The 21,757-nt window shown below is 48.7% G+C and carries 25 protein-coding genes and 1 pseudogene; 16 read left to right on the top strand and 10 right to left on the bottom strand.

Annotated elements, in window-relative coordinates:
- Positions 1–64 precede the first annotated feature (64 nt).
- The 5 genes from AC1S5B_RS05355 to AC1S5B_RS05375 all read right to left on the bottom strand — a co-directional run bounded on the left by AC1S5B_RS05355 (position 65) and on the right by AC1S5B_RS05375 (position 4,905).
- Positions 65–1,696, bottom strand: coding sequence for an iron uptake porin (locus AC1S5B_RS05355; protein WP_482034661.1), 1,632 nt, complete (start codon positions 1,694–1,696; stop codon positions 65–67).
- A gap of 4 nt (positions 1,697–1,700) precedes the next feature.
- On the bottom strand, positions 1,701–2,645 hold the full coding sequence (locus tag AC1S5B_RS05360) for an NADP-dependent oxidoreductase (protein WP_482034662.1): 945 nt from the start codon (positions 2,643–2,645) through the stop codon (positions 1,701–1,703).
- A gap of 41 nt (positions 2,646–2,686) precedes the next feature.
- Positions 2,687–3,151: a hypothetical protein gene (locus tag AC1S5B_RS05365; RefSeq protein WP_482034663.1), complete on the bottom strand. Its 465-nt coding sequence runs from the start codon at positions 3,149–3,151 to the stop codon at positions 2,687–2,689.
- A gap of 128 nt (positions 3,152–3,279) precedes the next feature.
- A complete protein-coding gene (locus AC1S5B_RS05370; RefSeq protein ID WP_482034664.1) occupies positions 3,280–3,936 on the bottom strand; it encodes an isochorismatase family protein in 657 nt (218 codons plus the stop codon).
- 129 nt (positions 3,937–4,065) lie between these two features.
- On the bottom strand, positions 4,066–4,905 hold the full coding sequence (locus tag AC1S5B_RS05375; RefSeq protein WP_482034665.1) for a helix-turn-helix transcriptional regulator: 840 nt from the start codon (positions 4,903–4,905) through the stop codon (positions 4,066–4,068).
- Here AC1S5B_RS05375 and AC1S5B_RS05380 point away from each other — a divergent pair.
- Positions 4,872–5,489, top strand: a complete 618-nt coding sequence (locus tag AC1S5B_RS05380; protein WP_482034666.1) for a LysR substrate-binding domain-containing protein — start codon at positions 4,872–4,874, stop codon at positions 5,487–5,489. The genes AC1S5B_RS05375 and AC1S5B_RS05380 overlap by 34 nt on opposite strands.
- A gap of 108 nt (positions 5,490–5,597) precedes the next feature.
- Here the strand turns inward: AC1S5B_RS05380 and AC1S5B_RS05385 are convergent, their stop codons facing one another.
- The 3 genes and pseudogenes from AC1S5B_RS05385 to AC1S5B_RS05395 all read right to left on the bottom strand — a co-directional run.
- Positions 5,598–6,281, bottom strand: coding sequence for an isochorismatase family protein (locus AC1S5B_RS05385; protein WP_482034667.1), 684 nt, complete (start codon positions 6,279–6,281; stop codon positions 5,598–5,600).
- Between the two features lies 1 nt (position 6,282).
- Positions 6,283–6,522: a hypothetical protein gene (locus AC1S5B_RS05390; protein WP_482034668.1), complete on the bottom strand. Its 240-nt coding sequence runs from the start codon at positions 6,520–6,522 to the stop codon at positions 6,283–6,285.
- 292 nt (positions 6,523–6,814) lie between these two features.
- Positions 6,815–8,029, bottom strand: a pseudogene (locus tag AC1S5B_RS05395) (ISNCY family transposase); the annotation flags it as partial.
- A 95-nt stretch (positions 8,030–8,124) separates the two neighbouring features.
- Between AC1S5B_RS05395 and AC1S5B_RS05400 the strand changes: the two are divergent.
- The 5 genes from AC1S5B_RS05400 (at position 8,125) to AC1S5B_RS05420 (ending at position 11,152) form a co-directional block, all read left to right on the top strand.
- The gene (locus AC1S5B_RS05400) at positions 8,125–8,340 is read left to right on the top strand and encodes a putative quinol monooxygenase (RefSeq protein ID WP_482036599.1); all 216 of its coding nucleotides are present in this window, start codon (positions 8,125–8,127) and stop codon (positions 8,338–8,340) included.
- Positions 8,337–8,993, top strand: coding sequence for an SDR family NAD(P)-dependent oxidoreductase (locus AC1S5B_RS05405; protein WP_482034669.1), 657 nt, complete (start codon positions 8,337–8,339; stop codon positions 8,991–8,993). The genes AC1S5B_RS05400 and AC1S5B_RS05405 overlap by 4 nt, the downstream gene beginning before the upstream one ends.
- 10 nt (positions 8,994–9,003) lie before the next feature.
- Positions 9,004–9,294, top strand: coding sequence for a muconolactone Delta-isomerase family protein (locus tag AC1S5B_RS05410; RefSeq protein WP_482034670.1), 291 nt, complete (start codon positions 9,004–9,006; stop codon positions 9,292–9,294).
- 20 nt (positions 9,295–9,314) lie between these two features.
- Positions 9,315–10,379: a DUF4331 family protein gene (locus tag AC1S5B_RS05415; RefSeq protein WP_482034671.1), complete on the top strand. Its 1,065-nt coding sequence runs from the start codon at positions 9,315–9,317 to the stop codon at positions 10,377–10,379.
- A gap of 164 nt (positions 10,380–10,543) precedes the next feature.
- A complete protein-coding gene (locus AC1S5B_RS05420; RefSeq protein WP_482034672.1) occupies positions 10,544–11,152 on the top strand; it encodes an NADPH-dependent F420 reductase in 609 nt (202 codons plus the stop codon).
- A 167-nt stretch (positions 11,153–11,319) separates the two neighbouring features.
- Here AC1S5B_RS05420 and AC1S5B_RS05425 read toward each other — a convergent pair whose 3' ends face one another.
- Both AC1S5B_RS05425 and AC1S5B_RS05430 read right to left on the bottom strand, forming a co-directional pair.
- Positions 11,320–12,057, bottom strand: a complete 738-nt coding sequence (locus tag AC1S5B_RS05425; protein WP_482034673.1) for a response regulator — start codon at positions 12,055–12,057, stop codon at positions 11,320–11,322.
- 24 nt (positions 12,058–12,081) lie between these two features.
- Positions 12,082–15,153 carry a GAF domain-containing protein gene (locus AC1S5B_RS05430; RefSeq protein ID WP_482034674.1) on the bottom strand — a complete coding sequence of 1,024 codons (3,072 nt, stop codon included), beginning with the start codon at positions 15,151–15,153 and terminating at the stop codon, positions 12,082–12,084.
- A gap of 598 nt (positions 15,154–15,751) precedes the next feature.
- Between AC1S5B_RS05430 and AC1S5B_RS05435 the strand changes: the two genes are divergently transcribed.
- From AC1S5B_RS05435 to AC1S5B_RS05480, 10 genes are all read left to right on the top strand, one after another.
- On the top strand, positions 15,752–16,381 hold the full coding sequence (locus AC1S5B_RS05435) for an NADPH-dependent F420 reductase (RefSeq protein WP_482034675.1): 630 nt from the start codon (positions 15,752–15,754) through the stop codon (positions 16,379–16,381).
- Between the two features lie 49 nt (positions 16,382–16,430).
- Positions 16,431–17,192, top strand: coding sequence for an SDR family oxidoreductase (locus AC1S5B_RS05440; protein WP_482034676.1), 762 nt, complete (start codon positions 16,431–16,433; stop codon positions 17,190–17,192).
- 96 nt (positions 17,193–17,288) lie between these two features.
- Positions 17,289–17,507 (top strand): hypothetical protein, encoded by a 219-nt coding sequence (locus AC1S5B_RS05445; protein ID WP_482034677.1) that lies wholly within the window; start codon positions 17,289–17,291, stop codon positions 17,505–17,507.
- A gap of 85 nt (positions 17,508–17,592) precedes the next feature.
- A complete protein-coding gene (locus AC1S5B_RS05450; RefSeq protein WP_482034678.1) occupies positions 17,593–17,994 on the top strand; it encodes a nuclear transport factor 2 family protein in 402 nt (133 codons plus the stop codon).
- Positions 17,995–18,421: 427 nt separating this feature from the next.
- The gene (locus AC1S5B_RS05455) at positions 18,422–19,018 is read left to right on the top strand and encodes an isochorismatase family protein (RefSeq protein WP_482034679.1); all 597 of its coding nucleotides are present in this window, start codon (positions 18,422–18,424) and stop codon (positions 19,016–19,018) included.
- Positions 19,019–19,020: 2 nt separating this feature from the next.
- Positions 19,021–19,161 carry a hypothetical protein gene (locus tag AC1S5B_RS05460; RefSeq protein WP_482034680.1) on the top strand — a complete coding sequence of 47 codons (141 nt, stop codon included), beginning with the start codon at positions 19,021–19,023 and terminating at the stop codon, positions 19,159–19,161.
- Positions 19,162–19,175: 14 nt separating this feature from the next.
- Positions 19,176–19,796, top strand: a complete 621-nt coding sequence (locus AC1S5B_RS05465) for an FMN-dependent NADH-azoreductase (protein ID WP_482034681.1) — start codon at positions 19,176–19,178, stop codon at positions 19,794–19,796.
- Between the two features lie 42 nt (positions 19,797–19,838).
- Positions 19,839–20,414 carry an antibiotic biosynthesis monooxygenase gene (locus tag AC1S5B_RS05470; protein ID WP_482034682.1) on the top strand — a complete coding sequence of 192 codons (576 nt, stop codon included), beginning with the start codon at positions 19,839–19,841 and terminating at the stop codon, positions 20,412–20,414.
- 107 nt (positions 20,415–20,521) lie between these two features.
- Entirely contained in the window at positions 20,522–20,977 is a 456-nt protein-coding gene (locus AC1S5B_RS05475; protein ID WP_482034683.1) for a DMT family transporter, read from the top strand.
- Between the two features lie 84 nt (positions 20,978–21,061).
- A complete protein-coding gene (locus tag AC1S5B_RS05480; RefSeq protein ID WP_482034684.1) occupies positions 21,062–21,730 on the top strand; it encodes a glutathione S-transferase family protein in 669 nt (222 codons plus the stop codon).
- Positions 21,731–21,757: the final 27 nt, after the last annotated feature.

The following is a 21,757-nucleotide window of genomic DNA, read 5'->3' on the forward strand; positions in this document are numbered from 1 at the left end:
ACCCCAACCGTCAAACAAACGGTCGTTTGATTGACATATAATTTGTGCCGATGTCTAGAAGACTTTAAAAAGAAAACACAGTTCTTATGGTTCCGGTGATGATCGGACCATTGCTCCCCTGATTACCGGCATCTGTAATCACTTGAACTAACGGTGTGATACGAATATTATCATTGAGAGGAAGGTTGTAGAATGCTTCAAAATTCGTCTGAGTTGCGTTCCCAACATTACTCTCAATCAGTGGTTGACCCGCCGCAATTCCAGCTAATGCACCCGGCATAAACAAATCTCGAAATGCAATTCCTGCCATCCAATATTGGGGGTTAAGGTTTCCGACGGTGGTGTTCAGGTAAGTCCCGTTGCCGTAACGACCAAACAAAGCAACCTGTTTTGATAGCGATACCTCAACGTTTGCCCCAAACACATCAAACCGACTTTCCAAAAATTTTCCACCACTATATTGAAGCCGGAGCGTGAACGCCGTAGAGGGAGCGTACTCCAACTCAACAATTCCCAGATAGGGATCGCCAAACAAGCCACCACTGCCACCACGATTAGGGAATAGCAAGGCAGGGGCTTGAGGACCTTCAATATACCGCTGACCATTTGTGTTGAAACTGGCAGCGTTACCCGCTACGTAAACCGCTCGTAGTTTGAAAGCACTTCTCTCTGGATGCCAATCGAGCACTGCGCCTGCTCCAACCGAGCGGGGAAACAGCGGAAAGTTGTTGATTAAAGCTTGAGTTGAAAAGTCGAGAAAGCTGGTGTTCGCATACCTATTGCGATCAACATAATCCGTGGCAACAATTTGAGGACCCAACGTCACACTGACATCCTTAGTGGGAGTAAAAGTGTAGAACAAGCGACCAAGGGCGAACTGAGGACGACCCGGAACCGAAAAATCGAGCACACTTCCAAAGTTCGGCTCCAAGAACCCGGCGGCATTGTCGTTGGCACCCTCGCTGCCAGCAACCAAGCGCACCTGCAATTGGTCGGTGCCCTGAAAACTGGTGTTGAAGAGTATAGATGTTCGGTAAATGACAGTAGTATTAGGATCTTTCTCTGTAACGATCGCACCCGTAGGCGCAAGAATCCGATCGCCACTAAAACTACCGCCAGTCACAGCAGCAATCACTTGTCCAGTTAACTTCGTTGTGGTGGAGAACTGACGGGCTTCTAGTCCTGCTGTCCGCGTTTCCAACGTTCCAACTCGCCCTCGCAGCGTTGCCAATTCCGCCGCAAATTCCTCCTGCAATCGCTGGAATACAGCCAGATCTTCGCGGGAGACCAGGCTTTGAGTATTAGTTGCCAGCAACTCGCTAACGCGCTCTAAGCAAGTATTCAACCCAGCCGCGAACTCGTAGCGAGTCAGGGTTTGACTGCCGCGAAAAGTTTGTTCGCGAAGCGTGCCTGAAAGGCTTTCGGGATAGCCTGCAATGCAGCCGTAGCGTTCAACCAGGGACTGGAGCGCCAAAAATGCCCAATCGGTCGGCTGCACATCGACGAGTTGTGAAACTGAGATGACTTGGCTCAAGGCATCTGTTGATGGAGCTTCTAGCTGATCCAGCGGTTCACTTGCCCTAGAGGGTAGTGCAGCCAGCATGATGCTGATTTGTGTGAAGACGCTAATGCCAAAACTGCTGGCGATCGACCAACAGATATTTGAAGACAACAAGCTTGACCAGAAGTAAGTCATACGGCTACACCACTTGCAAAACAAACTTGCCGCGCCGACGCTGGTTTTGCAATGCATCATGTACCTCTGCGGCTTTTGCCAGCGGCAAGAGTTCTACTGTAGGCGGCTGAATCTGTCCTTGGTCGATCAGTTGTCCAATCTGTTGCAGTTGAGCCAAATCTTTCGGTTCAGCAAAAATTGGAACACCGCGAATTTCCGGATTGGGCGATTCAACGGGTTCTGCCGCTCCTTCCGTTGAAACTAGAATTCCACCCGATTTCAGCACTTGCCAGGAGCGTGTTCGTGTCTCTTTGCCGATCGTATCCAGCACCACATCAACGTTAGAAACTTTGTCTTCAAAGCGTTCTGTTTTGTAGTTGATTGCTTGATCAACTCCCAATTGTTGAATCAATTCAATGTGATTGGTTGGTGCTGTGCCGATCGTAGTGGCACCTTTCCATTTGGCAAACTGGATGGCAAAACTGCCCACTCCGCCAGATGCGCCATGAATCAAAATGGTTTGTCCTGCTTGCAGTTGTGCTAAATCAAACAACGCTTGCCAAACTGTGAGAGCAATACTGGCAATGCCAGCCGCCGTGACGAAATCGAGCGCGGCAGGTTTTGGGGCGACGATCGCGGCTTGAGCAACCACGTATTCTGCATAAGCGCCCAACTGATTTAAGGGCAGCATGGCAAACACTGGCTCTCCAGGTTTCAGAGTAGTGACATTTGCTCCGATCGCTTCAATCACACCTGCCACGTCATAGCCTAAGATCAGCGGCATGGGAAAGGGAAACTTGTCTTGCAAAAAGCCCTGACGAATTTTCCAATCGGCAGGATTTACGCCTGCGGCATGAACTCGAATCAAGACTTCATCGGCTTTGGGTTCTGGTCGCGCTGCATCTTCATAGACCAGGACATTAGGGTTGCCATACGTATGAATTTGAACTGCTTTCATTTCATTCGTCATTTTTGTTAGTTGAATAAGTTAATCAAAGCGATCGCTACATTTCATCGGTATTGATTGGCTGATTCTGCCTGATTCGCGAACCAGTAACCTGCTAGCGCGATCGCAATGGTAACTACACCTGCTATCACGTTCGGATAAATCGAGATACCGCCAACTTGAGGTGCAGTCACGTTGCCCAAAACCGGATCATTAAGAAACCCATAAGAGGTTCCGGGCAGCAGACCAGAGGCGATTAGCCCGATCCAAAATGCAGAGCCAAGAAACGCGGCAAGTCCCATAGAAAAGCGATCGCTTACAGGACGAACTTTTAGAATGGCTAACGCGGCAAGTCCCAGAGAAGCAGCCGCAAAAAATGACATCGCGCAATGCAGTTTTGCGTGAGGCAACCAGGCAGGATTATTCATGTGTGCATTCGCCAGAAAAACGGCATCGGTGATGATCGGAATGATCAAGGTTGAAAGGGCAGCCACAGCCAGCAACCCTTTAGCAAGTCGTTTCTTAGACATAGCGGCATTCTTCATTTCAGTGCTTAGATTCTGACATGCTACTAACGCAATTTCTAAGGAAACAGTAGCACTGGCATCTGATTAACAACCGGGATGCCTGCGCTACGTTTACCTTTGATTGAACCCAGTTACTTAGTTGTGCCAGTGGGCTGACTCTGCATCGACTTCCAGGTGTTTTGGGTAATTTCTAGCATTCCCCACTGTGGTAGATGCTGCTGGTAAATTTCGAGCAAACCTTTAGCGGTGCGTTCGATCGCCCAATCCTGTTGTAGTTCACAGGCGACGCTGAGCCAATTGGAAACCTTAACTCCAGCCTGCGTTAAGTTGGCGATCGAGGCGTGCAACACCATTTCGGAATAATTGCCCGACGCATCCATTACCAAGCGCACGTCGTAACCTTCGTCTGCCATTGTTTTAGCCGGAATCCCGATGCAAAAATCAGCCGTGATTCCGGCGGCGATGACTTTCTTGCGACCCGTTGCCTCGATCGCGCCCCGGATGCGATCGTCGTGCCATGAGTTAATTTTGGTGCGATAAATCGGCTCAACATCAGGAAAGAGTTCTCGAATTTCTGGGATGATTGGACCGATAGGACCCATTGGACCCATTGCTGCTGCTGTCAAAACAACCGGAATGTTGTGTAGCTTCAAAACCTTTGCCAGGGCAATGGAATTGTTTCTCAAATGTACCGGATCGATATCTCCGGTGAACAGCATCAATCCTGCCTGATGATCAACTAATAAAGCACAAGCGTTATCTGCCGAAAGCATTTCATAGGTCATCATTTCATCTCCCTGGATTGCTTATACTGATTTCTCGAAGGAGGATACACTGCCTTGGCAGAGGAGGGATAGACGTTTCTTGCTGAGCTTGAAGCGCGTTTAGGTGATTCTTGCTATTGCAATTTGTGAGAGTTACTTGCTTAAAAACATTCCTGGCGTGACTCCAACATATTTCTTGAAGTGTTTTGCGAAACGGCTTTGATCAGCACAGCCAACTTGCAGAGCAATCTCTGCGATCGTGTATTTCCTTTGTCGCAACAGATCTTTCGCTTTTTCCATCCGTTGCTGGAGCACATATTGATACGGTGCAACACCCAACCATTGCTTAAATAAGCGACAAAAGTGATATTGACTCATCCCCGCAACGCCTGCTAACTCAGCTAGCTGAAGCGGTCGATCCAAATAGCTGTGAATGTAGTCCAATACTTGGTGAAGCCGATGAGTTGTTAATTCACCGTTGGGCTGCATCTTCGGCTCAAGCGCACAATACTGTCGAAGCAGATGCACCATCAATACTTGCATCAGTGATTCCGTGTAAAGTTGCCCACCGATACCAGACGTATCAAGGTCTGCCTGAAACAACTGGGCGATCGCAGACATTTGTGGATCATCAGCACTGATTGTACTGAGCAACTCAACCTTGTTCGCGTCTAGTTCACCCATTTCCGCCGCTGTCTGCTTTAAAAGGAGTGGATCAATCACAAACATCAGCGACCGATCAGTGCTGTTCCATGCCCAAAGCCCTGACATCCCAGCCGGACAAATCCAAAAACTCCCCTTGGCTTGAAGCTTTTCAGAGGCTTGTTCACCGATCCGAGTCACTCTTTGTTGATTGCCATCAGTCAACAAAAGACATAATAGATGATGGTCGCATCCAGGAAACTCAAGCTCATTTGGGGCTGAAGTATGGCGATCGACCGTTAATCCAGGCAGTTGAATTGTGCGGCGCTCAGAAATCCAGGTTTTCTTCATATCAGTGCAATGGCTTCTGCTACATCGTATGTGTTCCATCAATCAACTTTCAGATGATTGGATTTGAGAAGGACAGCGTTGGAGATTTGCTAGAACACGGGATAATCGATGTGGCATTGGGTGTTTTTTCCGCTCCACCCCGACAAACCCAATGGGAACCCATCTTTGAAGAACGCTTTGTGGGAATTGCCCGTCAAGGACACCCGGCTGTGAAGCAGGAAACCATGAGTTTAAAACTCTTTGCCCAGCTTTCCCATGCCCTTGCAACCCTACGTCGAGATACCATCGGCGAAATCGACAAAGCATTGAGTGAGCAAAACTTAGAGCGTCGTATTGCACTCACAACCCCGCATATGACGGTTTTGCCGTTTGAGATCGCGTCTAGTGATCTAGTCGCAGCGCTTCCCCGTCGCATTGCGCTCCGGTTGGCAATGGTCTGCAATTTGACAATTTTTGAACTTCCAGTCAAAACAAAAACATGGATGGTTTCGATGCTATGGAGTGCTTTGAGCAATCAAGATGAAGCAAATCGTTGGTTACGCTGTTCAATCAAAGCAATTTCTCAAAAAATTGAGATACATTAAGCCGGGAATAAGCAAGCGATGGCACTCCCGCTAATTTGATGCTCACTGAACCCTGGAGGTTAGCACCCAGGATTTCCACTATGTATCCAAAAACTGAGCCGCAATGTTCTATAACCTCAATGCTTTTCGTGCCTCGTTCAACTGTGATTGCACGAGATCCGCTGTCTTAGCAGTCGCAGTATAGTTACTCCAAGCACCGTGATAGCTGCCCGTGTGTTCAGCCAATAAATCAGCAATATGAAACCCATTCTTGACCGTGTTGTTGGCAAGTTCAGCCAGTACTGGAATCCAGGTTGTTACCACCACACCCGCAGCCGACATTCGCATCATCGCAGCCTGTTGATTCAACTCATCAAAGGTTGAAGAAGCATCCATCACCGCGTAAACATCATAGCCTCGCTGGACACCGTAAATTGCAGCAAAAGCTAGACAAGTAGTGGTGTCTAGCGCAGCAATGATCAACTTCTTCTTGCGATTCATCTTTTCGACTGCTTCCGCAGAAGGGGCATGATCCCAGAATTTTACGGTGTCGCGTTCAATAATTTTGTGCTCAGGAAACAGTTCAACCAACTCTGGCATGGTTGGTCCGTTGGGACCTTGAGACCAACTAGTAGTCAGCAGCGTTGGCAAGTTAAACCGCTTAGCAACTTTTGCGAGCGCAATGATGTTGTTCTTCAGTTTCAGTGGCTCAACTGAGGGAAGAAATTGGAAAAGACCCACTTGATGGTCAATCAAGAGCATTGCAGCATTATCGGGTGTCAATGGCTCTGCGAAGGGATTATGACTTGTCATACTAATTGTCCTCTGTTTTGTCTGTTGACGGTTTGCGGAACCGCAATGGTTTAATGGCTAACCAAAGTGTATTGTTCTCGAAATTGTTCTCGAAATTGACTGCATCAATGCCTGTAAGACTGAATGCCATAGTGCCAACTTGGTAATCAATCAGCAAAATGGGAGCATCGCTTGATCCACAAAGATGATCGCGATCGCGCAATGTGGGAGTAACACTACCGATTGCGTTTGGCTGCCTCATAGCAATCACAAGTGCGTTTTCGTTGCTCTCATCCTATGAGGTCTAACTTAAGTTGCAAACTGCCTTAAATCCAGGCTTTAAACTAACCAAAAGGCAGTCTCAAATTTTGACTTTTTACTGAGGAATTTGCTTAACTTTTGGCTAGGCATGATTGCTACTCTAAGCGAGCTAGCCTCCCTTAGTGGCCAGCAATTCCAAATTCAAAAATTTAAGAGGAATCAGTGATAGGAGAGGGGTCTGCATCGGAGAGCATAAAGTCAATTAGATGCTGCCAACTATTGAATAGCAAATACTTAGTCAGGCTGAGGATGTCTTGAAAGAAACCCTTGCGAGTGCCCCGTTGGTGGCGAATTTTCTGATAAGACGTGTCCACTAGATGAAGCACTGTATGGAACAGGAAAGCCAGGAGATTGAGCGTGAGCAAAAAGTTGGCTAAATGCTGTTGCCCATGCCCAAAGTTGTGTTCGAGATGGTACCCCTTGGTTTTGAGGACATTGTGATTTTCGTTTTCGGTCTTCCACCGACTTCTACCAGCAGCGACCACTGAGGCAACGGTGGTATGACCCAAGCGATGGTGGGTGATGAAGGCATTGTGGTAGAGCACCTGAGCGTCGTGTTCCCGGGTAACGACCAGTTCGCACCAATTGACCAGCAAGGCGGGTTGAGTGTCCCGAATCGGCACGAGATTGGCATAGCGGTAGTGATAAATCGCTGGAGTGCGCTGGTGGCATTGCCGGATTTCTAGGGTCTCGAGCGCCCCCAAAACCTCAAGCACGTGCAAGCGCTCGTACAGGGCAGGGTGAGAGTCGGGTAGAGCGGTAAAAATGAAGTTTATGCCAAGCTCTATACACTGCTGAACCATCGGTTGACGACTATAGAGGTCATCCCCAAGCAGCGTTATTGGGTGTTGGGCAAATTGCCCCGCATGGGTCTGCATCCAGCGTTTAGCCGCCACCACTTCGCAGTCTTGTTTCACAGACCCATCTTGCGGACTGATAAATTCGGGGGCTAAGGCAATCACCTGCGACTGACCAGGAGCGACAATCACGGGTAGAATCGCGCTATGAAAATAGGTCACACGCCCATTTTTATGCGTTCGAGTTGAACACTGCTGACACTGAATTTTCTGCGAACTGAAATATTGCGTCCCGTCTAAGGTGACTAACAAATGCCCTCCCAAGCAGTGGTATGCCTGCAAGTATCCCCCTTGCCTCAAACCTCGATACACCTGCTCAAACACACCCGTTAGGACAGGTGCAGCCAGGTGATCCAAAATATTGCGGATTTGCGGTGTACTCGGAATTTGAGCTAACCCAAACAATGTTTGAGCGTTATCCTTGCCCTGCCGACTCTGCATTTGCCGTTGGTGCTCCAGGAAAGACTCGCACTGCATGAAAAACACGCTAAACGCTGCCAAGATTGCGTCACTCACGCTGTAGCGGGTGCCGTTACTCGCTTGCCTTGGGTCTTCAATCCGACTGATGGCTTGATGCAGATAGCCTAACAACACCCCAAAACTTAAAGGCAATGATTCCATCACCGTGCTCCCACGAGGTGTTTCCTTATCCTCCAGTCTGATTCAGCGAGTTGTCAAAGTTTTGAATTTGGAATTGCTGTCAAGAAGCCGGATGTCAGCTTTACATCATGCACCAATCTCTGGATGATCAGGCGACAATTCTGCTCTATGTCGTTTGGGAAAATCAGGCAGCCCTAAATTTTCATCAGCAAACCGACTATTTCAAGCAGTTTATCGCGAAGTCTGATACCTTTTTGGCGGAACCGATCGACGTGTCATTGTGGAGTGAGGTGAGCCGATGAGCAAGGTTTGTGCTTTGGTGGGGGCAGGAGCAGGGTTAGGATTAGCGATCGCCCAGCGGTTTGGTCGAGAAGGCTATCAACTTGCACTCTTAGCCCGTCGCCCAGAAGCATTGGCTGAGTATACAAAAACCTTGAACGATGTAGGAATTCAGGCAACTGGGTTTAGCGTTGATGCGGCTGATCCCAACTCGATCGCCACAGCCTTTGCAGCGATCAATCAAACGCTCGGTCATCCTGATGTCTTGGTTTACAATGCTGCCCTGCTCAAGCAAGACTCTGTGATGAGTCTGACCACCGAGACTTTAGTGCAAGACTTCAAAGTCAATGCGGTAGGAGCCATCACTGCGATTCAACAGGTGTTGCCTGAGATGCAGCAGCAACAAAGTGGAACCATTTTACTAACGGGTGGTGGGCTAGCGCTCTATCCTAGTCCACAACTGATTTCATTAGGAATCGGCAAAGCGGCACTCCGTTACCTTGCCTTGGGCTTGGCAGACGAACTGAAAGCAGACGGCGTTCATATTGCGACTGTGACCATTTGCGGAGCTATCGCACCAGGAACAAAATTTGATCCCGATGCGATCGCGGCTGTCTACTGGCAACTACACACCCAAGATCCTGAAACTTGGCAGGTTGAATATGTCTATCAATGAGGTCGATTGAATGCAATTTCTAGTCATCGGACGCATCACTGCTGGAACTAATATCGAACAAGTCTTACCCTTCGTGAAGCCAGAAGCCGCTAAGGCGTGGGAGCTTTACGCCAGCAATCATCTTCGTTCCATCCATTACATTGCCGACAAAAGTGGAGCCGTGCTGCTCTGTGAGGCAAACAATTCAGAAGAAATCAACGCAATGATTGCTCAGTTGCCAATGGCACAAGCAGGAGTCCTGCAATTTGAAGTCATTCCCTTACTGCCGTATACAGGCACCGAAGCACTTTTCGTTAAGTAGTCATCAGTTAAAACAATTCTATGAGCCATCATTTTGATTCGCCAGAATCTCGACAAGATAGCCGCATCAACATCTGCGATATCTATTTGTTCAATAGTGACACTCCCAAAACAATTGTCGCTATTATGACGCTCAGACCTCTCGCCGGACTGCCTTCGCCTTTTACTGGACAACCGCAGTGGGATACCTTTAGACCCGAAACAGCCTACGAATTTCGCTTTGATACCAATGGGGATGCAAAAGCTGATGCTATTTTCAGATTCATTTTTCAGGGAGATGCCTCACCTCAAGCCTGGATGCTCACCTACCTGAGCGGCGAAGCAGCACGTGATCCTCAGGCTACAGGTGAGGCATTAGGACTGGGAATCGTGAATGAAATTGCGACTGTTGCCAAGGTAGGACGTATTTGGGTCGGACTGGCAGGCGATCCATTCTTCTTAGATGCGGTTGCTGCCCGTGCTTGTCTCGATCAGGCCATTCAAAATAACGAATGGAATGCGGAGAGTTTTAGCACAGGAGCTAGCACAACGGGGGCAACTAATGTGCTAGCGATCGTTGCTGAACTACCCCTTAATCTCATTTCAACCGAGCCGTTTGGCTTCTATGCAACGGTTTCAGCCAACGATCATGGGCATTGGACGCAGGTGAATCGCTGTGGCAAGCCCAATTTTGCTGCAACGTTTAATGACAACCCCGCAGGATCATTACTCTACAACTCTACCGATCCAGATACCGACTACGACAACTTCGCTCAACCAGTAATGGATTTGGTGACTCAAATTTGTCGGGTTTCAGGCAGCACCGATCAGCCTGCAAAATATGGACAGATGGTCGCAAACTGGCTCTTCCCAGATGTGCTTCCCTTTGATCCGAGCCTTCCAGCCAGTTTTGGATTCGCGGGCATCAATGGGCGAAGACTAAAAGATGATTTTGGTACAGTTGTTTACACCTTGTTCTTCAACACCTTACTTCAGAACAAAGTGCCGCCACCCAGTGATCTGAGAGCCGAATTTCCCTACGTTGCTCCAGCTAGACCGCTAACGGCTGGTTGTGTCGGTAGCGTTCCTAGCCGACAAGAAGGATAGATGAATTGCTGCAAGTCCACTGCAACAGAGCAAATTTAACGCATTGTTAGGAACAAAAGTTAGAGGATTGCATTAATCCCTTACACCAAAATTAACACTCTGTTGGCGAGGTAAGTAAAGCCCAAATCGTCGTCTCTAGAATTTTCAACAAATGGAGTTAATCAATGAAAATTAGTGTGATCGGTTCAGGTGGCATCGGTGGAACAGTGGGAACGCTGTGGGCAAAAGCGGGACACGAGATTCTATTCAGTTCTCGCAATCCTGAAAAGCTCTCTTCGTTAGTAGCAGCAGCAGGAGCCAGCGCCAGAGCAGGCACGATCGCGGAGGCTGCCAGCTTCGCCGATATAATTTTCTTGGCGGTTTCTTACTGGGCAACCGACGAGGCTCTGGCAGCGGCTGGCTTACTCAATGGCAAAATTATTATTGATTCTACTAATCCTTACAGCCGAACCGATGCAGGCCAAATTCAACGAGTTCCAAACGTGAGTTCGGCTCTGGAACTCGCTCAGAAAGTGCCACAAGCAAAGGTAGTGAAAGCTTACAACACTCTGCCGACTGCGACGCTTGCCAATGATCATCATCGCGCTGATCCCTATGTACTGTTTTATTGCGGAGATAATACTGATGCAAAAGCGATCGTGGCTCAACTGATTAGGGACAGTGGATTTGCAGGCATAGATATTGGTGAATTAACCCAGGTCATTCATCAAGAACCAGATGGAAAATTCTATAACAAACCGATGACTCAGGATGAAGCTCAATTGCAGTTTTGAGAGTTGCCATACTCGAACTGGAGAGGGTGCCCCCTTCGCTTGGGTTAATCCGTAATAATGAAAATACCCCGTTTGTCCGGGGGCAAACTTGCAGAGGGGTTGAGTGGTAAAGGTTAAAAGGTAATGTCTTGTGTATAGGCATTGGTTTCCGTCAGCATATAAAAGTCTCAGAGATTGACAATGCCCCGCTTGAGCGCCACCAGAACGGCTTGGGTGCGATCGCTAACATTCAGTTTCCTTAAAATGCCATTGACGTGAAACTTAATTGTCCCTTCGCTGATGTGGAGTGCGTCAGCAACCTCCTGGTTTGATTTGCCTTCTGTCAGCAGCAGCAGCACTTGCCGTTCACGCTCGGTTAACTGAGGACTGTTCATGCGTTCTGCCAGTCTGGCACCCACATCAGGCGGAATGTATTGCTGTCCGGCATGAACGCGCCTAATCCCATCAACTAAAGTTTGATGGGTCACGTTCTTGAGCAGGTAACCTCTGGCTCCAGCACTCAGTCCTCGATAGATATCTTCATCGCCGTCGTAGGTAGTCAAGACAATGATGTGGGCATCAGAAAACTCTTGGCGAATGGCAGCGATCGCCTCCACACCGCCCATCTCTGGCATTTTCAAATCCATCAACACGACATCGGGTTGGTGTTGGCGAAAAAGTTCGACTGCTTCGACTCCTGTGCTGGCTTCGGCAACCGTTTCGATGCCTTCGCTATAACTAATAATCATCGCTAAGCCCGATCGCACCACGGGGTGGTCATCGGCAATTAAGACTCGAATGTTGGTATCACTCATGGCTAACTGGGGGGCGCTAGCAGGATAGCGGGCTGATAGAGAAAACGGAGTTCGAGCTTTGCGGTGTTTTGTTTGTGGTTGATCATTGCTTTTTTTCTGCTGCATATTCATTGCTTTGCTCCCTTTTCCTTTTCCCTAACTGAGCGGTGCTTCGACAAGAATTTGAGTACCTTGCCCTGGTTGACTAGATAAACTCAGTTGGGCACCAATGCGGTCACAGCGCTCATACATGCTGATCAGTCCAAAGCCGCCGTTGATGTTGTCGGGCGTGGTGGGTGGGATGAAGCCTCGCCCATCGTCGTAGATGGTGAGGCTAATACGATCGCTGTCATAGGCAAGTTCGATGGCAAGTGTATCAGCCTGAGCGTGTTTCAGGGCGTTGGTAACTGCCTCTTGTCCAATTCGCAGCAGGTTCATGCCGATGAAGGGTGGCAGGCTACAAGGGCTTCCCTGCACATTAACTTCAACAACGATCGAGGTGTTACGAGTCATTTGTTCCACGCTTTCGTAGAGCAGTTGCGCTAAGTCTGCATACTCAGCAGCAAGTGGATAAAGTGCCCAGACCGATCGCCGCGCTTCAGTCAGTCCGGCTTCGGCCAGTTGACTCATGTGTTTGAGAATCTGCTGGACGGTTTGGGATTCTTCGTGCACCAGAGATTTGACCACTTCGATCTGAAGGGAAATGCCCGTAAAGGCTTGAGCAAGGGTATCGTGGATCTCGCTTGCCATGCGATTACGTTCGTTAAGAATTGCCGCTTGTCTCGCTTCTTCTGCAAGTTGCGTCATTTGCATGGCTAATGTCGCCTGCTGCCCTAATGCTTGAAAAAACTCAAACTCAGAAGCCGTAAACTCGATTCGACCTCGCAGTGCTAGACCTAACATGCCTAATGGTTGATCGCCCATCATCAAGGCAGTACAGACTGAGCCAGAATGTCCCATGTTACGGTGCCAATCGAGCGTTCCAGGCCAATAGTCAGATGCATCTCGGTCAAGGTCAAAGTAAATGGGGCTGCGTTGATTCAGCATTCGTTCCCAAGCCTTTGTAACCGTGGCAGGGAAAGGCTCACTAATGGGCAAGTTACTCATCAAACCTGTCACGGGTAAAGCTTCTCCTTGCAAATCAACAGCAACAGAAGACACCAACGTATCGGATTCTGGGTCATACGTAAAAATCTGCGCGATCGCTCCATCTAACATTTGAAGGGCTTCCTGCAAAACGTGTCCTAAAAAAGAATCCAGATTGCGTTCGTTGGCAAGTCGATTCAGGCTGCGTCCTAGAGCCTCATTTGCCTTTGCCAGTTCCGCCGCCCGTTCTTGAGCCGCGATTTCTTGTTCACGGGCAAGAACTTCGTTCAGCTTCGCTAACGCTGCTTGCTTGTCAGATTCTCCTAAGATTGTTAGTTGAAGCACTAAGGCAATTTGTTGAGCCAGTGCCAGAACCAATTCTTCCTCGACTGAACTAAAAGCGACTGGCTGTGGAAACGCCATTGCCAAGAGTCCTAAGGGGCGATCGCCAACCATCAACACACATGTACTGGTGCCCCGATAACCACAGCTTTGAAACCATTCTGGGACATCTTGCCACAACTGTCCTTCAAAGTCTTCTTGATTAAGGACAGCTAACCTGGGCTGGTCGCAAAGTTGGGAAAAAATCAGGGTACGCTCAACCGAAATGGGGGCTTGAAATAGGATCGGTTCATCGTCAGCAGGGGTAGGAAAATGCTGCTCATCCTGGCAGCGAATAGTCAGGTTGAGGGTGTTCTGGTCGGCATCATAGCTGAAGATGTGCCCCACGGTCGCCCCCGAATAGTGAACGACTTCCACTAGCAAGTGCCCCAAAACATCGTTGAGATTGGGATTGGTAGATAGGTCGCTTAAGCTATTGCGTAGCAGAGTGTTGGCTCTAGCCAGTTCTGCGGCCTGATGCTGAGCTGCTTGTTCTTGCTCACGAGCGATCGCCGTTTGTTTGGCTTCTTCTGCTAATCGTGTGAGTTGAACTGCCAGCGTTACCTGTTGTGCCAAGGCGTGAGTGAGTTCGATTTGTTGCTCAGTGAAAGGACGGCTCTCTGGAAAAAAGACAATCAGTGCCCCGATTGTCTTGTCACCTAAAAGCAACGGCACATTGATGGCACTGCTAACCCCACGCGAGCCGTACCAAGCGCCAGCATCTAAGCCAGATTCATGGGCAATCTGGCTTAGATGCGGACTGGTTACCATATCTTCGGTGATGAAGTGGCTCCGGCGATGATGCAAGCTTTCTTGCTGAATCATTTCCGCTGGCACAGGGTAGCCAAACGAGCCAACATGCCCTGGCTGTTCATCTGGTTTGAGGATCTGCCCCTGCCAGTATGTGAGCCCTACATAAGCAAGATTAGCGGGTTCGGGATGGTACCAATACTCTGCTAGCGGCGCTTCCAGTTGATCCGCGATCACTCGGAGCACCTGTCCTAAAAAGCGATCAAGGTCTGTTTCCATTGCCAGCACATCGACCGTTCGCTTAAGCGCCTTATTCACTTTCTCTAGTTCCGCCGATTGCGCTTGTTCCGCTGCAAAGATCGCTTGCTGATTACGTTCTTGCTGAATGGCACTGCCAATACAATCAGCAGCAATCTTCAATACCGACAGTTCTGCTGGACTGCGACGTTTTGCTTCACGGCAGTCATCAAATCCAATGACTCCCCAATACTTATCCTCGACAAAAATGGGAACAGCGTAGAGCGCTTTCAATCCTAGTTCTGCTTGCCCACTTCGGAACGGTTCAGGCATTTCTTCCAGCAGACAGCTAATGCTTTGATTTTGACTCAAACGCTCGTACCACTCCTCAATGCCCTCCCAGGTTCCTTGTGCTAAGTCAGGATGAGAAATCTGTGGCGTGGCATAAGGAGAAGTCCATTCATACAACACTTTCCACCCTGTAGATGCAGGGTTAAAGGAAGGGGCAGAATTCTCGATCACCGCTACGCGATCAGTCTCCAAACTCTCGCCAATGATTTGTAGAGCTGTGTTGACGGCTTGGTCAAAAGGCGAAATCGTCAGTAAAGCACTAGCAACTTGGGCCGTAGCTTCTAAAAGGCGATGTTCTGAAGCATTGCTAACGCTGAGTTGCAGTGATTCCGGTTCGCACGACTGGAGCCGCGATCGCAGCAGTACATTCTCTTGTTCCAGCGCAGCGAGGCGATCGTGGAGTTGAGCCAGTGCTGTGTCCATAGCAACCTCTAAAGCAAGAACAGAGTTTTCCTGAAAGTTCACGATTGGGCGCAGTCCTACTATACAAGCTTCAGCTTGAACTGAACTCAACGAAAGTTGAGACAAAAGCCAATGCAAGTTAGGGTTGTATCCTTAACTTTTGTTCACCCAAAACCCAACTTCTTGAATAAGTATTCCAATCTCAGGACTAGCGACAGCTAGAGGGTTGCCGATTAAGCTGTTGTTCAAATGCAATTCCACAACCACTCGACTGCAAATTGGCTGGGTGAAATCCCTCAACCCATTTCTTCAACCCATTTAAGGAGGTGATAAAACTGGTATCGGCTCAATGTCATCTTGACCTACAGGGTTCAATTCGATTGCTCACCAAACTGTTTCTGAAGGAAATCAACCAGTAACCGCACCTTGGTTGATAGATGACGATTGACCGGATAGATCACCGAAATCGAAAGTTCAGGTGGATGATAGTTGGGCAACACAATTTGCAGTTAATGTTCAAGAACGCTTTCAACTGTCTTCATCACACTGCCCATTCTTTTCGATGCCCGGACAGCTTGTAGATTATCTGGCTCAAATCTAAGAGTGGAGTTAGTGAGTTATGAAGATTGGAATTCTAGGTGCGGGTAATGTTGGCACAACTCTTGGCAAAGCCTGGGCAAAGCAAGGACATGACGTAATTTTTGGCGTTCGTGATCCTCAGACGGCTAGTGTTAAAACACTACTGAATGAGACAAACAATAAAGTGCAGGCGGCAACGATCGCCGATACCGCGATCGCATCCGAGATAGTCGCATTGACGGTTCCTTGGGAAGCAGTTCCAGAAATTCTTCAGCAAGTAGGCGATCTGAACCATAAAATCTGCCTGGATTGCACCAATCCTTTAGTGGCTAACAAACTTGAGCAAGCCATTGCCCTGAAAACCTCTGGAGGAGAACAGGTTGCGGCATGGCTACCAAAAGCGCGAGTTGTGAAAATCTTTAATACCGTTGGATGGGAGATCATGGCACAGCCACAGTACGATACTGAAACTGCCACCATGTTCTATGCCGGAGATGACACCGAAGCAAAGGCTGTTGCAGCTCAACTTGCTCGTGAAGTTGGGTTCGATCCGATCGATGCTGGCGGTCTGTCTGCGGCTGGTCATCTCGAAAATTTGGCAGGCTTCTGGGGACAACTGGTCTATGGTCAAAAAATGGGACGAGTGATCGGGTGGCGATTACTCAAGTAAGCAGTCTACTCAATATCAATCACAATTGGAACATCAAGGAAAGCGAGTTATGGAAATTAGCAATGCGATCGCACTCGTCACAGGTGCAAATGGTGGAATCGGTTCTCATTTTGTTGAGCAACTCCTCCAGTTAAATGCCGCAAAGATTTACGTCTGCGCTCGTAATACCAGTAAGCTAAGTGATCTCGTTGCACTTGATTCGCAGCGGATTATCCCGATCTCGCTTGATGTCACTGATTCCCAGTCTGTGGCAGCCGCCGCCACTCAATGTGCCGATCTCACACTGCTGATTAATAACGCTGGGACTTCTTTGAATCAGGGCATGATTTCTGCGCCAGATCTAGAAAGTGCCAGAGCCGAAATGGAGGTCAACTACTTTGGCATGGCATCGATGTGTCGAGCCTTCGCGCCGATTTTGAAACAGCAGGGCGGGGGCGCGATCGTCAACATTCTATCTTTACTTGGCAAAGTCAACTTGCCTTTCAGCGGCTCCTACAGTGCTTCAAAAGCCGCTGCTATTTCGATGACCCAGAGTGTACGCGCAGAACTTGCCGCTCAGAATACGCAAGTTATTGCGGTCATGCCGGGAACTGTGGATACCGAGTTAGCGAAATCTTGGCCCAATCCTAAAGTCGCGCCTGCTGAGGTGGTTAGAGCCACGCTGCAAGCGGTGATGACGAACGTGGAAGATGTTTATCCGGGTGAGCAGGCAACCCAGGTTTCTGCCCAACTGTTGATTGATCCAAAGGGAGTAGAGAAATACATGGCAAGTTTTCTACCGGGAATGGAACTGGCAGGAAGTAATGCCTAATTGAGAAACTTTGGGTAGACTGACATGTCTCTCTTCTTGTAGAAAGTCATTTGTGCCAGAATTTTTTTTCACTCAACTTGTAGAGGAGCGATCGCAATGTCTGCACCAGCCGGATTGCCTGCTATTTTTGCCAACACTCCCGTTGAGATAGTTTCGAGTCGGCTGATTGCTGAAAGTCACTACCCGCGTACTGCGATGCATCCCCCTCCTACCTACCCGTCAAGGTCAAGCGGTTCCTGCTGCTTTTTCACCTCCCACTTGTTGTGCTTCACACCGTCTGGCATCTGTGGTCCAAAACGCCTTGTGGAAACGTGAGCAAATCTTGAATATCGGTTGCATCTGCTGGGTGTTTTAGGGTCGCGTCAAAGCAAGTTTTAAATCAGTACAGGATGGTTAACTAATGGACGAACGGATTGATATTCTGACAACGCTTTATACCGCAGAGCAAACGTTTGATTCTGGAGACTTGGAACAAAACATCCAGACCTGGAGCGATGAGGTGCTAATTGAAACACCCTTTGGTTCTGCGGATAGCCTGGAGTCCTACAAAGCTTGGTTTAACGGGTTTTACGCGCAGACATCTGCTAACGGTGGAACGCGCCACTATGTTCACGATCCTATCGTTCATGTAAATGGCGATCGCGCCGAAATTATTGCCTATCTTCACATCATCAACGCTAGCACGGGTGGTTTTCTTGGCTCTGCGAGAATCCGCGAAAAGTTGAAGAAAACAAGTGCCGGGTGGAAGTTTACCTACCGTAGCGTAGAGTCAGATCAAGACTTATCCAAACCCAACTCTTGAGACAAAGTGTGTGACATTGGCACAAACCCTTTATGCCGCTTCGGACAAGCCTCCTGCACTTTGAGATCAGAGCATATGCGAATGGGTGCTCGACTTACTGTAGAAAGCTAGAAACCCCAGACAGTAGTAGTTTTCAAGCATGAAAAAACGCGCCACTCATTTACTAATTGCGCCATGTTTGCTGCTCATTTACAGCAGGGGATGTAGGCGTACAACGAGCCATGCAATCCCAAATTACGCTCTAAACAGATTTGTTTGTAGAACGTTAAATCGGAGGCTTAGCGAGTGAATCCTCTCTCACAAACATACAGTCTTTGTCTCCGCTGATATGACAAAGAGCATGGCAGGGAAGCTAGCCTCTTATCCCTCATTCCATGTTGCAACAGACCATGAACCACTTTAATGAGGAAACTTCTAGGAGAGTTCAATGAAGAACAAGTTTACTGTCGCGAATGCGGCGATGCTGCTGATTGACCATCAGCAAGGCACCATCAAACTTGCCCGCAATTTGCCACGCGAGGAAATTGTTAAAAACACTCGCGCCCTGGCTCGTACAGCAGTTGAAAGTGGAATGCCATTGGTGTTGACCACCAGCATGGAGGAGCACTTTCAAGGGTTATTGCTGGATGACTTGCAAACTATAGCGCCCGAAGCCTACAACAACCGGGTTAAACGTCCCGGTGTGGTGGACTGCTGGGAATATGACGAGTATAAAAGTGCAGTGGTTGCCACAGGCAAGAAAAAGCTGATTATGGCAGGATTGACGAATGATGTGTGTATCGTCTATCCAGCCATCAGCGCGACCGAAGAGGGTTTTGAAGTTCAGGTGGTGGTGGATGCAGGCGGCTCCCCTACAACGCTGGCGGACGAAACGGCTTTGAGACGGATGGAGAAGCATGGGGTCACCCTGACTTCCACTAATCAAGTGATGGCAGAACTGGCGAACTCCTGGTCAGAAGGGGTTGGACAGACCATCCAGACCATCATGTATCAAGAAATTCTTGCCAAGTTAGTTGAGGTGTAGAGATGACCCACACCACAAAAATCCTGGTCGTTCATACCCCAACGCTGGAGATCCCTCAAAAAATGGCTGAGGCAGTTGTCGATGGTGCCCGATCGCTCTGCGGATGCACGGGTGAAACAATCTTTGATGTTGATCTTTACTAAACCCTATTCTTTCTATGACTCATCTTCTTCATCTTGATTCAAGTCCTCGCGGCGATCGCTCGATCTCCCGCACCCTCTCAAAAGAATTCATCGCCAACTGGCAAGCGGCTTATCCCAGTGATACCGTGACCTACCGCGATTTAGGGCATCATCCCGTTCCCCTAATTGATGAGCCTTGGATCGCTGCCGCTTACTCTGCACCTGACCAACACACACCCGAACAAGCTGCCGCCATTCGCCCCTCGAATGAACTTGTGGATGAGTTTTTGGCAGCCGATCGCTATGTGTTTGCCGTTCCCATGTACAACTTCAGTATTCCTGCCAATTTCAAAGCCTACCTCGACCAAATTGTGCGTCCGGGTCGCACATTCTCAGTCGATGAAACTGGCTACAAAGGACTGGTTCATAACAAGAAAATGACCATCATTACGGCTCAGGGTGGAACCTATCCAGAAGGCAGTCCCACGCACGCTTACGACCTCCAAACGCCCTACCTAAAACTCATTTTTGGTTTTATTGGGATTACAGATATCGACTTCGTTCACGCCGATAGTCTGGCTTTGGGAGATGACGCACGAAATCTGGCGATCGCCAATGCTCAAGCTGCTTTAAAGACTGCGGTTGCCCAAGGATAACCTCCTGTTGCTCAATCAGCCAATCATGGAGACACAAATTCGATGCTGGAACCGCGAACTATCGGAACCGATAAAGAGGCTCAAGTGACCGCGATCATTTCTCATGTGGTGCGTCCAGAGCGTGAGCAAGGATATGAAGCATGGTTTCATGGCATCGCCGCCGATGCCCGAAAGTTCAAAGGACACTTGGGTGTCAGCACGATTCGACCACAGGATCATACTCATCCTGAATATGTGGTGATTCTCAAGTTCGATTGCTATGACAACCTCAAAACCTGGCTAGAGTCCGACGTGCGGCACGAATGGATTGAACGATTACAACCCCTGATTGAACAGCCAGAGTCCATTCAAACACTCACCGGATTAGAAACCTGGTTTAGTCTACGCAATCAGCCGCTCAAAGCTCCGCCCCCTCGCTACAAGATGGCGATCGTGACCTGGATGGGAGTCTTCGTGACCCTGACTGTCGTCAGTCGATTACTCGCTCCAATTTTGTCCAACCTACCAATCTTGCTCAATCAACTGATCACCACTGGTCTGGTCGTCGCCCTGCTCACCTACCTGATCATGCCCCGCCTGACCAGGCTATTCAAGCGGTGGCTCTACCCAAAACTCTAAGTCGAAATTTGTTGCAAGCTCATCAACGGATGAAAGCTGGACAGGCAGTTGGAAAAGTAGTGTTGACGCGATCGTAGTCTATCAGTATTGAAATTTAAGAGAATTCTATGAATGACAAAAGCATCTACCTCATTGCGACCCTAATGGGCGGTGCAGTGTTGCCCGTTCAGGTTGCTCTCAATGCTCTGCTGAGGCGATATGTGGGGCAGCCGATGCAGGTGACATTTATCTCTTACCTGGCTGGTACACTCGCCTCTCTTGCCATCTGCTGGTTGGCTCGTTATCCCTTACCTCCTACAGCCGCAATAGCCCAAACATCCTGGTGGATGTGGTTCGGTGGCTGTCTCGGAACGCTGTATGTCTGGTCAACCATCTTCGCGGCAGCGAAGATCGGTACGGCGCTCACGCTAGCACTGACGATCGCGGGTCAGATGATTTGTGCGCTTTTTCTCGATCACTACGGTGTGATTGGACTAACTAAAGTTTCAGCCACCCCTTTACGCATTGCTGGAGTTGTATTGGTGGTAATTGGAGTTTCTTTTGTTGCCTATGCTAAAAAATAAACCACGAGTCGGACAGAATTACTTTTTAACGCCAGTCTTGACGATGGCGCTGAGTCTGTAGTTTCTACAAAAGAGGATACTCTGATGTCAATTCCTAAACTTGAACTGGTGAGTCATCACCTCTGTCCCTACGTGCAGCGGGCAGTGATCACATTGGTCGAAAAAGACATTCCTCACGATCGCATCTATATTGACCTGGCAAACAAACCCGATTGGTTTCGGCAACTTTCGCCTTTAGGCAAGGTGCCTGTGCTGCGTGTTGGTGATGATGTGTTGTTTGAATCAGCGGTGATCTGCGAATATCTCGATGAAATCACACCTGGTTCACTGCATCCGGCTGATCCACTTGAAAAAGCTAAACATCGATCATGGATTGAGTTTGGCTCTAGTATCCTCAATACGATCGCTGGGTTCTATAGTGCGCCCAATCCAGATGCCTTTGAACAGAAACGGCAGGAGTTAGTTGATAAATTTGTCTGGTTAGAACAAAACCTCACAGCGCATCCTTATTTTGCTGGAGAGAGGTTTTCACTCGTGGATGCCGTCTATGGACCCATCTTTCGCTATTTCGATGTATTTGAAACTATTTCAAACCTCAGCTTTTTTACAGATACGCCCCAGGTCAGCCATTGGCGGCGATCGCTACAAGCCCGCACCTCGATTCAAACGGCTGTTGCCGCTGACTATCCAGAACGACTGCTAACGTTCCTCAAAAACCGCAATTCTCATCTCTCCGCGTTAGTCCCTGCCTAACAAGGCGTTTCTGTAGCATTGGGTTAC

This window comes from Leptolyngbya sp. CALU 1928 (genome assembly GCF_056784215.1).

What these genes read in the sequence shown, in the direction of transcription:
- AC1S5B_RS05450 (WP_482034678.1), top strand. Translation starts at nt 17,593, where the DNA reads ATGGACGAACGGATTGATATTCTGACAACGCTTTATACCGCAGAGCAA.
- AC1S5B_RS05475 (WP_482034683.1), top strand. Translation starts at nt 20,522, where the DNA reads ATGAATGACAAAAGCATCTACCTCATTGCGACCCTAATGGGCGGTGCA.
- AC1S5B_RS05435 (WP_482034675.1), top strand. Translation starts at nt 15,752, where the DNA reads ATGAAGATTGGAATTCTAGGTGCGGGTAATGTTGGCACAACTCTTGGC.
- AC1S5B_RS05410 (WP_482034670.1), top strand. Translation starts at nt 9,004, where the DNA reads ATGCAATTTCTAGTCATCGGACGCATCACTGCTGGAACTAATATCGAA.
- AC1S5B_RS05425 (WP_482034673.1), bottom strand. Translation starts at nt 12,057, where the DNA reads ATGAATATGCAGCAGAAAAAAAGCAATGATCAACCACAAACAAAACAC.
- AC1S5B_RS05360 (WP_482034662.1), bottom strand. Translation starts at nt 2,645, where the DNA reads ATGACGAATGAAATGAAAGCAGTTCAAATTCATACGTATGGCAACCCT.
- AC1S5B_RS05415 (WP_482034671.1), top strand. Translation starts at nt 9,315, where the DNA reads ATGAGCCATCATTTTGATTCGCCAGAATCTCGACAAGATAGCCGCATC.
- AC1S5B_RS05390 (WP_482034668.1), bottom strand. Translation starts at nt 6,522, where the DNA reads ATGAGGCAGCCAAACGCAATCGGTAGTGTTACTCCCACATTGCGCGAT.
- AC1S5B_RS05375 (WP_482034665.1), bottom strand. Translation starts at nt 4,905, where the DNA reads ATGAAGAAAACCTGGATTTCTGAGCGCCGCACAATTCAACTGCCTGGA.
- AC1S5B_RS05465 (WP_482034681.1), top strand. Translation starts at nt 19,176, where the DNA reads ATGACTCATCTTCTTCATCTTGATTCAAGTCCTCGCGGCGATCGCTCG.
- AC1S5B_RS05365 (WP_482034663.1), bottom strand. Translation starts at nt 3,151, where the DNA reads ATGTCTAAGAAACGACTTGCTAAAGGGTTGCTGGCTGTGGCTGCCCTT.
- AC1S5B_RS05430 (WP_482034674.1), bottom strand. Translation starts at nt 15,153, where the DNA reads ATGGACACAGCACTGGCTCAACTCCACGATCGCCTCGCTGCGCTGGAA.
- AC1S5B_RS05385 (WP_482034667.1), bottom strand. Translation starts at nt 6,281, where the DNA reads ATGACAAGTCATAATCCCTTCGCAGAGCCATTGACACCCGATAATGCT.
- AC1S5B_RS05370 (WP_482034664.1), bottom strand. Translation starts at nt 3,936, where the DNA reads ATGATGACCTATGAAATGCTTTCGGCAGATAACGCTTGTGCTTTATTA.
- AC1S5B_RS05445 (WP_482034677.1), top strand. Translation starts at nt 17,289, where the DNA reads ATGTCTGCACCAGCCGGATTGCCTGCTATTTTTGCCAACACTCCCGTT.
- AC1S5B_RS05420 (WP_482034672.1), top strand. Translation starts at nt 10,544, where the DNA reads ATGAAAATTAGTGTGATCGGTTCAGGTGGCATCGGTGGAACAGTGGGA.
- AC1S5B_RS05480 (WP_482034684.1), top strand. Translation starts at nt 21,062, where the DNA reads ATGTCAATTCCTAAACTTGAACTGGTGAGTCATCACCTCTGTCCCTAC.
- AC1S5B_RS05405 (WP_482034669.1), top strand. Translation starts at nt 8,337, where the DNA reads ATGAGCAAGGTTTGTGCTTTGGTGGGGGCAGGAGCAGGGTTAGGATTA.
- AC1S5B_RS05440 (WP_482034676.1), top strand. Translation starts at nt 16,431, where the DNA reads ATGGAAATTAGCAATGCGATCGCACTCGTCACAGGTGCAAATGGTGGA.
- AC1S5B_RS05455 (WP_482034679.1), top strand. Translation starts at nt 18,422, where the DNA reads ATGAAGAACAAGTTTACTGTCGCGAATGCGGCGATGCTGCTGATTGAC.
- AC1S5B_RS05460 (WP_482034680.1), top strand. Translation starts at nt 19,021, where the DNA reads ATGACCCACACCACAAAAATCCTGGTCGTTCATACCCCAACGCTGGAG.
- AC1S5B_RS05355 (WP_482034661.1), bottom strand. Translation starts at nt 1,696, where the DNA reads ATGACTTACTTCTGGTCAAGCTTGTTGTCTTCAAATATCTGTTGGTCG.
- AC1S5B_RS05470 (WP_482034682.1), top strand. Translation starts at nt 19,839, where the DNA reads ATGCTGGAACCGCGAACTATCGGAACCGATAAAGAGGCTCAAGTGACC.